This window comes from Stenotrophomonas sp. 78350_Sma (assembly GCF_056482105.1).
Window position 1 is genome coordinate 1,519,998 of record NZ_CM151182.1, and the last position, 12,777, is coordinate 1,532,774.

Genomic DNA, 12,777 nt, shown 5'->3' on the forward strand with positions numbered 1-12,777 from the left:
CGCCGGGTGGTCGGTCGATCCAATGAAGGCATGAATGAATCGATGTACTTCTACGTGCTGCTGGTAGTGGTGTTCGTGCTGGCCGGCGTGGTCAAGGGCGTGACCGGCATGGGCCTGCCGACCGTGGCGATGGGGTTGCTCGGCAGTACGCTGTCGCCGGTGGCGGCGGCATCGATGCTGTTCATCCCGACCTTTGTCACCAATGCATGGCAGCTGTTGTCCGGGCCATCGCTGGGCCACATCGTGCGGCGCCTGTGGCCGATGATGCTGGCGGTGGTGGTGGTGACGCTGGGTTCGGCCGCGCTGCTGGTACGGGTGGATCGCACCTGGTCGCGCGTTGCACTGGGCGTAGCGCTGGTGGTCTATGCGGCCTATGCCCTGCTTGCGCCGGTGTTCCGCGTGCCGCAGCGGCGCGAGCGTTGGCTGGGGCCGCTGGTGGGCGCGTTGTCGGGCGTGGTGACCGGCGCCACCGGCGTGTTCGTGATGCCGGCGGTGCCGTACCTGCAGTCACTGGGGTTGCAGCGCGAAGAGCTGGTGCAGGCGCTCGGGCTGGCGTTCACCGTGTCGACGATCTCGCTGACCACCGGCCTGGTGCTGCACGGCGCATTCGGCATCCAGCAGCTGGGGCTGAGTGCGCTGGCGGTGCTGCCGGCATTGCTGGGCATGTGGCTGGGGCAGGTGATCCGGCAGCGGATCAGTGCGCGGGTGTTCCGCGCCTGTTTCCTTGGGTTCCTGCTGCTGCTTGGGCTGGAGCTGGTGCTGCGGCCGCTGTTCTGATGCTGGATTCCGGCCATGAAAAAACCCGCTTTCGCGGGCTTTTCTCATTCTCGACGTGGTGCCCAGGAGAGGACTCGAACCTCCACGGTTTTACCCGCTAGTACCTGAAACTAGTGCGTCTACCAATTCCGCCACCTGGGCGTCGAGGAGCGAGATTATGGGGTGTTGTTATGGAGGTGTCAACACTTTTTCTGGATCCGGGGTCTGATTCCGTTTCGCGTGCGGAACGGGCTCCGACCCCATCCAACCTGCTTGGGGTCAGGGCCCTTTCCTTTGGAAAGAGATCCGACCCCATTGCTGGATTACAGGCAAAAAAAATCCCCGCCGAAGCGAGGAGTTTTTTCGTTGGTGCCCAGGAGAGGACTCGAACCTCCACGGTTTTACCCGCTAGTACCTGAAACTAGTGCGTCTACCAATTCCGCCACCTGGGCGTTCCAGAGGCGCAATTGTGAAGATGAATCCGGGGACTGTCAACGACTTCCTGAATTTATTTGATCCAACGCCTCCAGGGCGAGTGCTGACCCGTTCTGCACGCCGTCAACGGCTACCATGTAGGGCGATGACTACCAAAAAACCAAGCAAGGGCGGGAGCACCTCCCGCAGCCAGGCCCCGAAGAAGGGCGCCAAGGCGGGCACAGCCCGCGCCACCAAGCCGGGCAAGCCGTTGCCGGGCTGGTTCCCTGAATTGAATGAAGGCGGCGCACCACCGCGTGGCCGCAAGGTCCGCAGTAGCGACGCACCGGGCCCGGCCCCGGGCCGCAAGCTGCCGCCGACCGGCAAGGTGATCGACGATCCCTACGCCGCGCGCGAAGCGGAGAAATACGAACAACCCATCGCCAGCCGCGAGGCCATCCTGGCCCTGCTGGAGCGCTGCGAAGGGCCGCAGACCGCCGAGGAACTGGGCGCACGCCTGGGACTGACCGCACCGGACCGTGCCGAGGCGCTGTCGCGCCGGCTCGGCGCCATGGTCCGTGATGGCCAGCTGGTGCAGAACCGCCGTGGCGGCTTCGCCCCGATCCAGACCCTGAACCTGGTGACCGGCGTGGTGATCGCCAACCCGGAAGGGTTCGGCTTCCTGCGCCCGGTCGAGGGTGGCGACGATCTGTTCCTGCCGCCGTATGAAATGCGCAAGGTGATGCACGGCGACAAGGTGCTGGCCCGCGTGACTGGCATCGACCACCGTGGCCGTCGCGAAGGCAGCATCGCCCGCGTGCTCGAACGCGGCATGACCCGCCTGATCGGTCGCTTCAGCATCGAGATGGGCATCAATTACGTGGTGCCCGACGACAAGCGCGTGCAGCGCAACGTGCAGGTGCCGCCAGACCAGACCGGCGGCGCGCGTGACGGCCAGCTGGTGGTCTGCGAGCTGACCCAGGCGCCGGACAGCCGCCGCCCGCCGATCGGCCGCATCATCGCCGTGCTCGGCGACAAGCTGACCGCCTCGCTGGTGGTGGAGACCGCCATCCATGGCCACGAGCTGCCGTTCGAGTTCCCGCAGGAGGTGCTGGACGAAGCCGCCTCGGTGCCGCTGGTGGTCGAGCCGGCGATGATCGGCGGCCGCGTCGACCTGCGCAGCACGCCGTTGGTCACCATCGATGGCGAGGATGCCAAGGACTTCGACGACGCGGTGTACTGCGAGCCGAATGCCGATGGTTTCCGCCTGGTGGTGGCGATTGCCGATGTCTCCAACTACGTTCGTCCGGGCACGCCGCTGGACGAGGAAGCACAGAAGCGCGCCACCTCGGTGTACTTCCCGGGCTTCGTGGTGCCGATGCTGCCGGAGACGCTGTCCAACGGCATCTGCTCGCTGATGCCGAAGGTCGACCGCATGTGCTTCGTCTGCGACATGCAGATCGACCGCGACGGCCTGGTCACGCATTCGCGCTTCTACGAAGCGGTGATGAACTCGCACGCGCGCTTGACCTACACCCAGGTGTGGAAGGCGGTGGGCGAGGACGATGCCGATACCAAGGCCTGGATGGGTGACCTGCTGCCGCAGGTGCAGCGCCTGCACCAGCTGTACAAGGTGCTGTCCAAGGCACGCGCCAAGCGGGGTGCCATCGAGTTCGAAAGCAGCGAAGTGCGCTTCGTGCTGGACAACCGCGGTGAAGTCACCCAGGCCGGCATGCTGGTGCGCAACGATGCGCACAAGCTGATCGAGGAATGCATGATCGCGGCCAACGTCGAGGCGGCGAAGTACCTGCTGTCGCGCCACGTGCCGGCCCCGTACCGCATCCACGAGAAGCCGCCGGAAACCAAGTACGCCGACCTGCTGGAATTCCTCAAGGAGTTCAAGCTGAGCCTGCCGCCGTGGTCGAAGGTGCGCCCGGGCGATTACACCAAGCTGTTGAAGAAGATCCGTGACCGCCCCGATGCCACGCTGCTGGAATCGGTGCTGCTGCGCAGCCAGAGCCTGGCGATCTACAGCCCGGAAAACCACGGTCACTTCGGCCTGGCACTGGAGGCGTACGCGCACTTCACCTCGCCGATCCGCCGCTATCCCGACCTGCTGGTGCACCGCGCGATCAAGCACGCGCTGTCCGGCAAGCCGCTGGACAAGTTCACCTACAACGCCCGCGAAATGGCTGCGCTGGCGCTGCAGTGTTCCGAGCGCGAGCGTCGGGCCGACGAGGCCGAGCGCGAGGTGGACGAGCGCTACCGCGCCGCGTGGATGGAAAAGCACGTGGGCGGGCAGTTCGACGGCGTGATCAGCGGCGTGACCAGCTTCGGCCTGTTCGTCGAACTGGACGAGTCGAAGGTGCAGGGCCTGGTGCACGTGACCCAGCTGCCGCAGGACTATTACAAGTTCGACGCCACCCGCAAGACGCTGACCGGCGAACGCCGTGGCAGCAGCTACCGGCTGGGCGACCGCGTGCGCATCCTGGTGCTGAAGGCCAGCATGGAAGAGCGCAAGATCGACTTCCGCCTGGTCGAACACAAGGGCGAGGACGAAGGCGATGACCTGCCGCCGCTGCCCGAGCGTGGCAAGCCGGCCAAGCGCACCAAGAAGCAGTATTGATCGGTAGGGCCGAGCCATGCTCGGCTGAACATTCGCGGTGTGCCAACCAAGGTTGGCACCCACCGTATCGGCACCGCTCATCAGGTAGGTGTCGACCTTGGTCGACACGATCTTCCGGAGGAAAGCAGCAATGCAGGGCCAACCCGAATACAGCGGCGGCTGCCAGTGCGGCGCGATCCGCTTCCAGGCGCGCGGCGCGCTCACCGACAGTTCGATCTGCCACTGCCGGATGTGCCAGAAAGCCTTCGGTGCCTACTACGCTCCGCTGGTCTCGGTGCGCGGCGTGCAGTTCAGCTGGACACGCGGCCAGCCGCGCTATTTCCAGTCGTCCAACGTGGTACGCCGGGGCTTCTGCGCCGACTGCGGTACGCCGCTGACCTACGAGGCCCCGGACGGCGTGGCGGTGGCCGCCGGTGCCTTTGACGAACCCGAGCGGCTGCCGCCGACGATCCAGTACGGAGTCGAGCGCAAGCTGCCTTTCGTCGATACGCTGTCCAGCCTGCCGGCCCGTCGTACCGAGGAGGACATCGCGGCCCTGGACTTCCTGGCCACGATCGTGTCCCACCAGCACCCCGACCACGACACCCCGCACTGGCCGCCGCGCACGCGCGGGTAGCGCCGGGCCATGCCCGGCGGCCGTTGGGCTGCCGCAGCACCCGGCCCGCCGATGCTCTACCATAGCCACCCCCTTTCCGGTCCCCGCCCGCATGAGCAAGAACAGCCAGTGGATCGTCGGCGTCAACGCCGTCGCCTCCTCCATCGAGAACGACGCCGAGAACGTCCGCGAAGTGCTGGTCGAGGCCGGTGCGAAGAACCCGCGCCTGACCGAGATCGAGGAAAACGCCCGCCGCAAGGGCATTGACGTGCGCAAGGTGAACAGCCAGGCGCTGGATGGCGTGGGCGGTTCGGTGCGCCACCAGGGCGTGGCCGCGCGCTATGCCGCCGCCCGTACCTACAGCGAGAACGAGCTGGAAGGCCTGGTCACTGCAGCCGAGGGCAAGGCCCTGCTGCTGGTGCTGGATGAGGTACAGGACCCGCACAACCTCGGCGCCTGCCTGCGCTCGGCCGCTGCGGCCGGTGCGACCGCAGTGATCATTCCCAAGGACAAGTCGGCCACGGTCAATGCCACCGTGCGCAAGACCTCGGCCGGTGCCGCCGATCTGATCCCGGTGGTGGCAGTGACCAACCTGTCGCGCTGCCTGAAGGACCTGCAGAAGCAGGGCGTCTGGATCTATGGCCTGGCCGGTGAAGCGACCGCCTCGCTGTACCAGCTGGACCTGAAGGGCAACATCGCGCTGGTGCTGGGTGGCGAGGCCGATGGCCTGCGCCGTCTGACCCGCGAAAACTGCGATGGCCTGGTCAAGATCCCGATGCCGGGCGAGATCGAGAGCCTGAACGTGTCCGTCGCCGCCGGCGTCAGCCTGTTCGAGGCCGTGCGACAGCGCGGTTGATCGGCTGGCGCGACGTGATCGGGGTCAGATCCCTCTCCTACGGGAGAAGGGATCTGACCCATTTTTTTGATCGGAAGGATCGTGTCGACCAAGGTCGACACCTACCAGAGCAGAACCGGATCAGGGCCCGTGCCGACCAACGGCCGGCACCAAGCATCAGCAGCAGATTCCGACAGCTCGCGGAGACGGTCGAGGGCGGGGTGGGGCCGGTGGCAGGGGTGTGAGCCGCATGGATGCGGCGACCAAGCCCCCATGGACGGGTTCACGTCGTCCCCTGCCACCGGACCCGCCTCGCCGTCCCACAGGAAGCCAGCTTTTGACGTTGACGCTGCCGTTGCCGTTGCCGTTGCCGTTGCCGTCGCTTCGGCGGGTGCGGGGCGCAGCCCCGCATCGCCTTACCCCGCGCTGCCGCCCAGCGCCTTGAACAGGGTGACGTCGTTGTTCAGCTGCCCCTGGCGCACGCGTGCCAGCGACAGCTCGGCGTCGCGCCGGGTCTGCTGCGCTTCCAGCCAGGTCCGCAGATCGGTGGCACCCACGCGGTAGCGCACTTCCTGCGCGCGCTCCACTTCCACCGCTTCGTCGTACGAGGCCTGCGAGGCCGCTACCTGGCGCGCCAACTGTTCGCGCGCGGACAACGCGTTGTCCACTTCAGAGAGCGCGGTGTACAACGTCTTGCGGAAGTTGGTCGCGGCGATCTGGTACGCGGTGCCGGCGATATCCGTATCCAGCTGCGCGCGCTGCAGGTTGAGGAACGGCAGCGACAGGCCCGCGCCCAGCGTGGCCACCGGGTTGCGCAGCACATCCCCCAGCGAGGTCGCACTGGAGCCGAGGCTGCCGGTCAGGCTCAGGGCCGGGTAGTACTGGGTGGCGGTCACCTTGATGGTCTTCAGGCTGTTGCGCAGGCGCAGTTCGGCCGCGCGCAGGTCGGGACGGCGGCCGAGCAGGTCGGTCGGCAGGCCTTCGCTGATGCCCGGGCTGTGTGCGCCCAGCAGGTCCTGCGGTTCGTCCTGCTGCGGCCACGGCGTGCCGTCCAGCAGCACAGTCAGGGCGTTGCGCACCTCAACCCGCTGCTGTTCCAGCGCGCTCTGCGCCGAGCGCTGCGACTGCAGGTTCTGCAATGCCTGGCGAACTTCCAGGCGCGATACCGCGCCGGCCTCGAAGCGGGCCTGCACCAGTTCGCGGGTGCGCTCCAGGCGCTCCAGGTTGGCCTGGCCGGTGGCGATCGACTGATTGAGGTAGGCCAGGTTCCAGTACTGGGTGATGGTGTCGCCGATCACAAGCAGCGCGGTGTTCTGCCGGTCTTCCTCGCTGGCCTCGGCTTCCCAGCGGGCGATGTCACGCAGGGTGCGCAGGCGGCCCCACAGATCGACCTCCCAGCCCAGCGAGACGCCAGTGGAATAACTGCGGCGCCAGTCGTCGGCCTGGTCGGTGGCGCGGCTGGTATTGCCGCTGATGCCGGACGACGAAGGCTGTGGCCACAGCGCGTTGCTGGCCAGCCCGGCCTGCAGGCGCGAGCGTTGCACGGCCAGGCCGGCGGCAGCGAGGTCGCTGTTGGCGGCCAATGCCTGCGCTACCAGGCGGTCCAGCCGCTCATCGCCGAAGCCGGTCCACCAGCTGTCCTGGCGAATGTCGCGGCCGGGGGTATCCAGGCTGCTGCGCGGGTCGTCGGCCGGTGCATTGAGCGTGGCATCACCACGCCCGTAGGTGGCCGCCACATCGAGGTCGTGCACGGGATAGCGGCCGACCGACGCACAACCGGACAGCGCGAGCAGGACGGCGCCGGCCAGCAGCAGGCGCGAGGGAGCAGGGAAGGGTAGTCGGGTCATCATCTTCATTCGCGGGCCAGGGCCTCCACCGGGTCGAGCTGCGCGGCATTGCGCGCGGGCAGGAAGCCGAACGCCACGCCGATCAGCGTCGAGCAAGCGAATGCGGCAACAATCGAGGCGGTGGAGAACAGCACCTGGAAGTCACTGGCGAAGCGGCCGATCATCGAGCCCAGCAGCAGGGCCAGGCCAATGCCGAGCACGCCGCCGAGCAGGCACACCAGCACCGCTTCGATCAGGAACTGCTGGCGGATATCACTCTGCCGCGCGCCCACGGCCATGCGCACACCGATCTCGCGCGTACGCTCGGTCACCGACACCAGCATGATGTTCATCACGCCGATGCCGCCGACCAGCAGTGCGATGGCGGCAATGGCGCCGATCAGCAGGGTCATCGTACGCGTGGTCTGCTCGATGGTTTCGCGGATCTCGGCGCTGTTGCTGAGGAAGAAATCCTCGGTGCCATGGCGCAGGGTCAGCAGGCGGGTGATCGCTTCCTGTGCCGCATCCATCGGCGTGCTGTCGTCCACGCGCACGGTAATGCTGGAGACGTGGCTCTGGCCGAGCATGCGCGACATCACGGTGGTGTACGGCACCCATACGCTGAGGCTGGTGCTGCCACCAAAGCCGAAGCTCTGGCGCTTGGCCACGCCAACCACGCGTGCCGGCACGTTGCCGAGCAGGATCACCTGGCCGACCGGATCGACATCGGGGAAGAACTGGGTCTGGGTGTTCTCGTCGATCACCGCCACCTGGCCGAGGCCCTTCACTGCGTCACTGTCGAAGAAGCTGCCACTGAGCAGGGTCACGCCCTTGACCCGGAAGAACTGCTCGCCGACACCGCTGACCTGCGCGGTGGACGACTGGTTGCGGTAGCGCGCGGTGACCGAGGTCGACACGCTGGGGGTGGCGCTGTCCACATAGCTCTGCTTGGCCAGCGCATCGGCATCGCTGGCCTTGAGTGTCTGCACGCGGGCTGAGCGCATGTCGCCGAAGCCGCGGCCGGGATAGACGTCGATGGTGTTGGTGCCCAGCGCACTGATGTTCTGCAGGATCTGCTGCTGCGAGCCATTGCCCAGCGCCACTACCGAGACCACCGAGGCGATGCCGATGATGATGCCGAGCATGGTCAGGAAGGTACGCAGCCGATGCGCGTTCATGGCCAGCAGGGCCATGCGGAAGGCTTCGGTGAAACGATCCCGGGCCGCCCGCCAGCTGTTGCCGTGGGCAACGCCGGTGCTGGCTTCGCGCTGCGCGCGGTAGGTCGGCGCCTCCGGGTTGGCGCGGTCGGCGATGATCTCGCCATCGCGGATCTCGATGATGCGCTGCGCGTGCTGGGCCACGCTCATGTCGTGGGTGACGATGATGATGGTGTGGCCTTCGGCATGCAGTTCGCCGAGGATCGCCATCACTTCCTCGCCCGATTTCGTGTCGAGCGCACCGGTGGGCTCATCGGCCAGGATCACCTCGCCGCCGTTCATCAGCGCACGCGCGATCGAGACGCGCTGCTGCTGGCCGCCGGACAACTGGCCCGGCTTGTGGTGCATGCGATCGCCCAGGCCAAGCCGCTGCAGCAGCTGCTCGGCGCGCGCGTTGCGCACCGGGCCAGGGCTGCCGGCATACACCGCGGGTACTTCCACGTTGCCACGCGCGTCCAGGTCGCCCAGCAGGTGGTAGCGCTGGAAGATGAAGCCGAAATGCTCACGGCGCAGTTCAGCCAGTTCGTCCGGCTCCATCCTGCCGGTTTCGCGGCCGGCCACCTGGTAGCTGCCGCGGGTAGGGCGGTCGAGGCAGCCCAGGATGTTCATCAGCGTCGACTTGCCCGAGCCGGACTGGCCGACAATGGCCACCATCTCACCGGCGTGGATGTCGAGGTTGACGTCACGCAGCACGGCGATCACATCGTCGCCGGCCGGGAATTCGCGTCGCAGGTCGCGCAGGCGCAGCAGCGGCGCCGTCGTGCTCATCGGCGCGGACCCATGCCCGGGCCGCCGACCCGCATCTGCATGCCGCCACGGGTCCCGCCACCGGCACCGGCCGCAGCCGCATTGGCCTCGCCGACCACCACGCGCTCGCCTTCCTTCAGCCCGGACAGGATCTCGGCCGAGGCGCCGTTGTTGATGCCGACGGTGACCTTGCGCGGCTGCGGCTGGCCCTTGTCGTCCAGCACCCGCACCATGCGCTCATCGCCACGACGCTTCGGCCCCAGCGCCACCGCTGGCACCATCAGCACGCCCTTGGCCTGCTTGAGCAGTACCGAGACCTGCGCGGTCATGTCGATGCGCAGCGTGCCGTCCGGGTTTTCCACGTCGAACAGCGCGTTGTAGTAGACCGCGCTGCTGGAACTGGAGCTGGACGAACTGCTGGAGCTGGACGAATTCTCGTTGGCGATCGAGGCCGGCGCCGGATTGATCTGGCGCAGGGTGGCGTGGTACTTGCGGTCCGGGTCGCCCAGCGTGGTGAAGTACACCGGCATGCCGGCCTTGATCTTGACCACGTCGGCCTCGGAGATCTCGGCGTTGACCGTGACCACGTCCAGCCGCGCCAGCATCACGATGGTGGGCGCGGTCTGGTTGGCGTTCACGGTGCGGCCTTCCTCGGCCACCACCGCGACCACCGTGCCATCCATCGGCGCGGTGATGCGGGTGTAGGCCAGGTTGGCGCGGGCGGTGCCCAGCTCGGTTTCGCGGCCCTTGATCTGCGCCTCGTAGGACTGCAGCTGGGCGCGGGCGGTCTTCAGCTGCGCCTCAGCGGCATCGAATTCCTGGCGCGAGGTGGCCTCGGCGGCCAGCATCTGCTGCTGGCGCGCGAACTCCAGTTCGGCCTGGCGCAGGGTGGCCTGCTGCACGGCGCGCTGGGCGGTGACCTGGTCCAGCGAGGCCTGCGCGTTGAGCACCTGGTTCTGCTGGGTGGTGGCGTCGATCTCGGCGATCAGGTCGCCTTCCTTCACCGTGTCGCCCAGCTGCACCTTCAGCGACTTGATCTGGCCGGAGGCCTGCGCACCGACGCTGACCAGCTTGTAGGCGTCGATCACGCCGGTGGCGTCCACGGTCTGCTCGATGTCGCCGCGGCTGACCGGCGTGGTCGCTACGGCCGGGGCGGCGGGCCTGCGCAGCAGCCACCAGGCGGCCACGGCAACAATCAGGGCAAGCAGGGCGATCAGTATCAGGCGACCCCGGCGGGTCGCGGGCAACAGGCGGAACGTCACGTCGTGGCTTCACTCTCGGGGCCGCACGGGCGGCGTTGGTGGGCATTGTGAAGACCGGGCGATGGGCCGCTCAATCCTCGGGGTATGTCTCTATGTAACACTGTCGGTGAATACGCGTAACCACGGGTATCCCGCCCGCGGCTGGATACACTGGTACGCATTGCCCCGGATGCGGTTCAGCTGCCGACACGGGATGATCGCGACATGGAGACTGAAAACACGATGCATCGACTGCTGATCGTCGACGACGACAACGACATCCGCACCCTGCTGGCCGAACAGCTCGGCCGTGCCGGCTACCAGGTGAGCACGGCCGCCGATGGCACCGCCATGCGCCAGCTGCTGGACCGCGAGCACGTGGACCTGATCGTGCTCGACCTCAACCTGCCGCGCGAAGATGGCCTGACCCTGTGCCGCGACCTGCGCGCGCGCTCGAACACGCCAGTGATCATGCTGACCGCGCGCGCCGAGCCGATCGATCGCGTGCTGGGCCTGGAAATGGGTGCCGACGACTATCTGGCCAAGCCGTTCGAACCGCGCGAGCTGCTGGCGCGCATCCGCAACGTACTGCGCCGGACCGAGGCGCTGCCGGCCAACCTGGAGCCGCTGGCGGTGCGCCGCGCGCGGTTCTCGCGCTGGGTGTTCGACCTGGAGCATCGCCACCTGGTGGACCCGGACGATCGCGTGGTGGTGCTGTCCGGCGCCGAGTTCCGCCTGCTGCGGGTGTTCATCGCCCATGCCAACAAGGTGCTGTCGCGCGAGCAGCTGGTGGCGCTCAGCAGTGGCCGCAACTACGAGGCGCAGGACCGCGCGATCGACCTTCAGGTCAGCCGCCTGCGCAACAAGCTGGGCGATGATGGTGGTCCGGATGGCCTGATCAAGACCGTGCGCAACGAAGGCTACGTGCTGGCCTCCTCGGTGAACCTGGAATAAGCCGTCATGAAGCGCCTGCGCCATTTCCTGTCCTCGATGGTCGGGCGGTTGTTCGTCATCCTGCTGCTGGGCATGAGCGTGGCTGCGATCGGCGCAACCATGCTGGCCACCTCCAAACGCCAGCAGGAGTTCGAGCGGCAGAACCTGAACCGCATTGCCGACCGCCTGCAGGGTTACGTCAACCTGCTCGATGGCAATCCCGAACTGCGCGAGCGCCTGCTCGAGGTCGGCGGGCCCAGCGTGCGTGCGCTGCAGCCCGGCGCGCGCCTGGGGCGGGCGGATACCGCACTGATGGAAGTCCTGGATGACCGGCCCGGCCCGGTGTCGCGCGCGCATGTGCACTTCACCTCGTTCCGTTCCTGCATTCCCAAGCTGCAGGACCTGCTGCCGCCACCGCCGCCGGGGCACCGGCGGCATCCGCGCGAGCGCGATCCGGCCTTCATTCCGCCCAAGTGCCGCGCGGTCGATGTGACGCTCAACGACGGTACGCTGCTGAAGCTGGCGCTGGATTCGCCGGCGGTGGCCCACAACGGCATTCTGGCCGTGGACCCGTGGTTCCTGACCCTGCTGGTGCTGGCCATCGCGGTGCTGGCCTACATCGTCGCGCGCATGGCCAGCGCGCCGCTGCAGGAGCTGGCGGCCGCCGCCGAGGATCTCGGCGACGATCTGCAGCGCGATCCACTGCCATTGCGCGGGCCGCGCGAGGTGCAGCGCGCCGCCGAGGCCTTCAATGCCATGCAGCACCGCCTGCAGCGGCACCTGGCCGAACGCACGCAGATGCTGGCGGCGATCACCCATGACCTGCAGACCCCGTTGACCCGCCTGCGCCTGCGCCTGGAGAACGTCAGCGACGAGGTGCTGCGCGAACGCCTGATCGGCGATCTGGCGGCGATGCAGGCACTGGTGCGCGAAGGCCTGGAGCTGGCCCGCAGCGCCGAGAGCGCCGAGCAGCGCGCCGCGCTGGATCTGGATTCACTGCTGGAAAGCATCGTGGAAGACGCCGCCGAGGGCGGTGCCGATGTGGTCTTTGAAGGCGGCACCGGTGCGGTGCTGATGCTGCGCCCGCTGGCCATGCATCGGCTGTTCTCCAACCTGGTGGACAACGCCGTGATGTATGCCCACCGCGTGCGCGTGCGGGTGGAGCGCAGCGGCGGCGCGATCACGGCGATGGTGTCCGACGATGGCCCGGGCCTGGCGGAAGATCAGCTGGAGGCCGTGTTCGACCCGTTCGTGCGGGTGGAAACCTCGCGTTCGCGGGAAACCGGCGGCGCCGGGCTGGGCTTGACCATCGCGCGCGCGCTGGCCGAGAAGGATGGCGCTCGCCTGTGGCTGCGCAACCGTGCCGAGGGCGGTCTGGAGGCGGTGGTGCAGTGGCCGGCCAGTGCGCAGGTGGTGCCGCCTGGCCGGGCCGGCTGAGCGTGCCGGCCGCACGGCGATGACGCCGGGGCCAGTGTTTGGCCTATCATCTGCGCATCTCCCCAGTTTCTCCCTGATGAGTCAGCCCGTTCCTGCCGGCCCGCTGTTCCGCGTTGCACGGTCGTTTCCGCTTGCTGCCATGCTCTGCAG

General features: G+C 67.6%; 9 protein-coding genes and 2 tRNA genes. 6 read left to right on the forward strand and 5 right to left on the reverse strand.

Going from position 1 to position 12,777, the window contains the following annotated elements; genetic code table 11:
- The first annotated feature begins 30 nt into the window (after positions 1-30).
- Complete coding sequence (locus ACZK4H_RS06970) at positions 31-777, forward strand: sulfite exporter TauE/SafE family protein (RefSeq protein WP_099551087.1); 747 nt, start codon at positions 31-33, stop codon at positions 775-777.
- A 56-nt stretch (positions 778-833) separates the two neighbouring features.
- Here ACZK4H_RS06970 and ACZK4H_RS06975 read toward each other — a convergent pair.
- A tRNA-Leu gene (locus tag ACZK4H_RS06975) sits at positions 834-918 on the reverse strand.
- 205 nt (positions 919-1,123) lie between these two features.
- A tRNA-Leu gene (locus ACZK4H_RS06980) sits at positions 1,124-1,208 on the reverse strand.
- A gap of 128 nt (positions 1,209-1,336) precedes the next feature.
- Between ACZK4H_RS06980 and rnr the strand changes: the two genes are divergently transcribed.
- The 3 genes from rnr to rlmB all read left to right on the forward strand — a co-directional run bounded on the left by rnr (position 1,337) and on the right by rlmB (position 5,247).
- Positions 1,337-3,796: a ribonuclease R gene (gene rnr / locus ACZK4H_RS06985; protein ID WP_099551088.1), complete on the forward strand. Its 2,460-nt coding sequence runs from the start codon at positions 1,337-1,339 to the stop codon at positions 3,794-3,796.
- 130 nt (positions 3,797-3,926) lie between these two features.
- A complete protein-coding gene (locus ACZK4H_RS06990; protein ID WP_099551089.1) occupies positions 3,927-4,412 on the forward strand; it encodes a GFA family protein in 486 nt (161 codons plus the stop codon).
- Between the two features lie 91 nt (positions 4,413-4,503).
- The gene (gene rlmB, locus ACZK4H_RS06995) at positions 4,504-5,247 is read left to right on the forward strand and encodes a 23S rRNA (guanosine(2251)-2'-O)-methyltransferase RlmB (protein ID WP_005408775.1); all 744 of its coding nucleotides are present in this window, start codon (positions 4,504-4,506) and stop codon (positions 5,245-5,247) included.
- A 395-nt stretch (positions 5,248-5,642) separates the two neighbouring features.
- On the opposite strand, the gene ACZK4H_RS07000 is transcribed toward rlmB, so the two are convergent.
- From ACZK4H_RS07000 to ACZK4H_RS07010, 3 genes are read right to left on the reverse strand one after another with little or no spacing between them, the layout of a single operon-like run.
- Entirely contained in the window at positions 5,643-7,082 is a 1,440-nt protein-coding gene (locus tag ACZK4H_RS07000; protein WP_099551950.1) for a TolC family protein, read from the reverse strand.
- Positions 7,079-9,037, reverse strand: a complete 1,959-nt coding sequence (locus tag ACZK4H_RS07005; protein WP_099551949.1) for a MacB family efflux pump subunit — start codon at positions 9,035-9,037, stop codon at positions 7,079-7,081. The genes ACZK4H_RS07000 and ACZK4H_RS07005 overlap by 4 nt, the downstream gene beginning before the upstream one ends.
- Positions 9,034-10,278 (reverse strand): efflux RND transporter periplasmic adaptor subunit, encoded by a 1,245-nt coding sequence (locus ACZK4H_RS07010; protein WP_099551948.1) that lies wholly within the window; start codon positions 10,276-10,278, stop codon positions 9,034-9,036. Before ACZK4H_RS07010 ends, ACZK4H_RS07005 begins: the two co-directional genes overlap by 4 nt.
- Positions 10,279-10,482: 204 nt before the next feature.
- Here ACZK4H_RS07010 and ACZK4H_RS07015 point away from each other — a divergent pair, with 204 nt between their 5' ends.
- Together ACZK4H_RS07015 and ACZK4H_RS07020 are read left to right on the forward strand one after the other, a co-directional pair.
- Positions 10,483-11,211 (forward strand): response regulator, encoded by a 729-nt coding sequence (locus tag ACZK4H_RS07015; RefSeq protein ID WP_005408779.1) that lies wholly within the window; start codon positions 10,483-10,485, stop codon positions 11,209-11,211.
- 6 nt (positions 11,212-11,217) lie between these two features.
- Positions 11,218-12,627 (forward strand): ATP-binding protein, encoded by a 1,410-nt coding sequence (locus ACZK4H_RS07020; protein ID WP_049428723.1) that lies wholly within the window; start codon positions 11,218-11,220, stop codon positions 12,625-12,627.
- Positions 12,628-12,777 lie beyond the last annotated feature (150 nt).

Excerpts from the sequence above, each read along its gene's own strand:
- ACZK4H_RS07015 (WP_005408779.1), top strand. The coding sequence starts at position 10,483 with ATGGAGACTGAAAACACGATGCATCGACTGCTGATCGTCGACGACGAC.
- ACZK4H_RS07005 (WP_099551949.1), bottom strand. The coding sequence starts at position 9,037 with ATGAGCACGACGGCGCCGCTGCTGCGCCTGCGCGACCTGCGACGCGAA.
- ACZK4H_RS06970 (WP_099551087.1), top strand. The coding sequence starts at position 31 with ATGAATGAATCGATGTACTTCTACGTGCTGCTGGTAGTGGTGTTCGTG.
- ACZK4H_RS07000 (WP_099551950.1), bottom strand. The coding sequence starts at position 7,082 with ATGAAGATGATGACCCGACTACCCTTCCCTGCTCCCTCGCGCCTGCTG.
- rnr (WP_099551088.1), top strand. The coding sequence starts at position 1,337 with ATGACTACCAAAAAACCAAGCAAGGGCGGGAGCACCTCCCGCAGCCAG.
- rlmB (WP_005408775.1), top strand. The coding sequence starts at position 4,504 with ATGAGCAAGAACAGCCAGTGGATCGTCGGCGTCAACGCCGTCGCCTCC.
- ACZK4H_RS06990 (WP_099551089.1), top strand. The coding sequence starts at position 3,927 with ATGCAGGGCCAACCCGAATACAGCGGCGGCTGCCAGTGCGGCGCGATC.
- ACZK4H_RS07020 (WP_049428723.1), top strand. The coding sequence starts at position 11,218 with ATGAAGCGCCTGCGCCATTTCCTGTCCTCGATGGTCGGGCGGTTGTTC.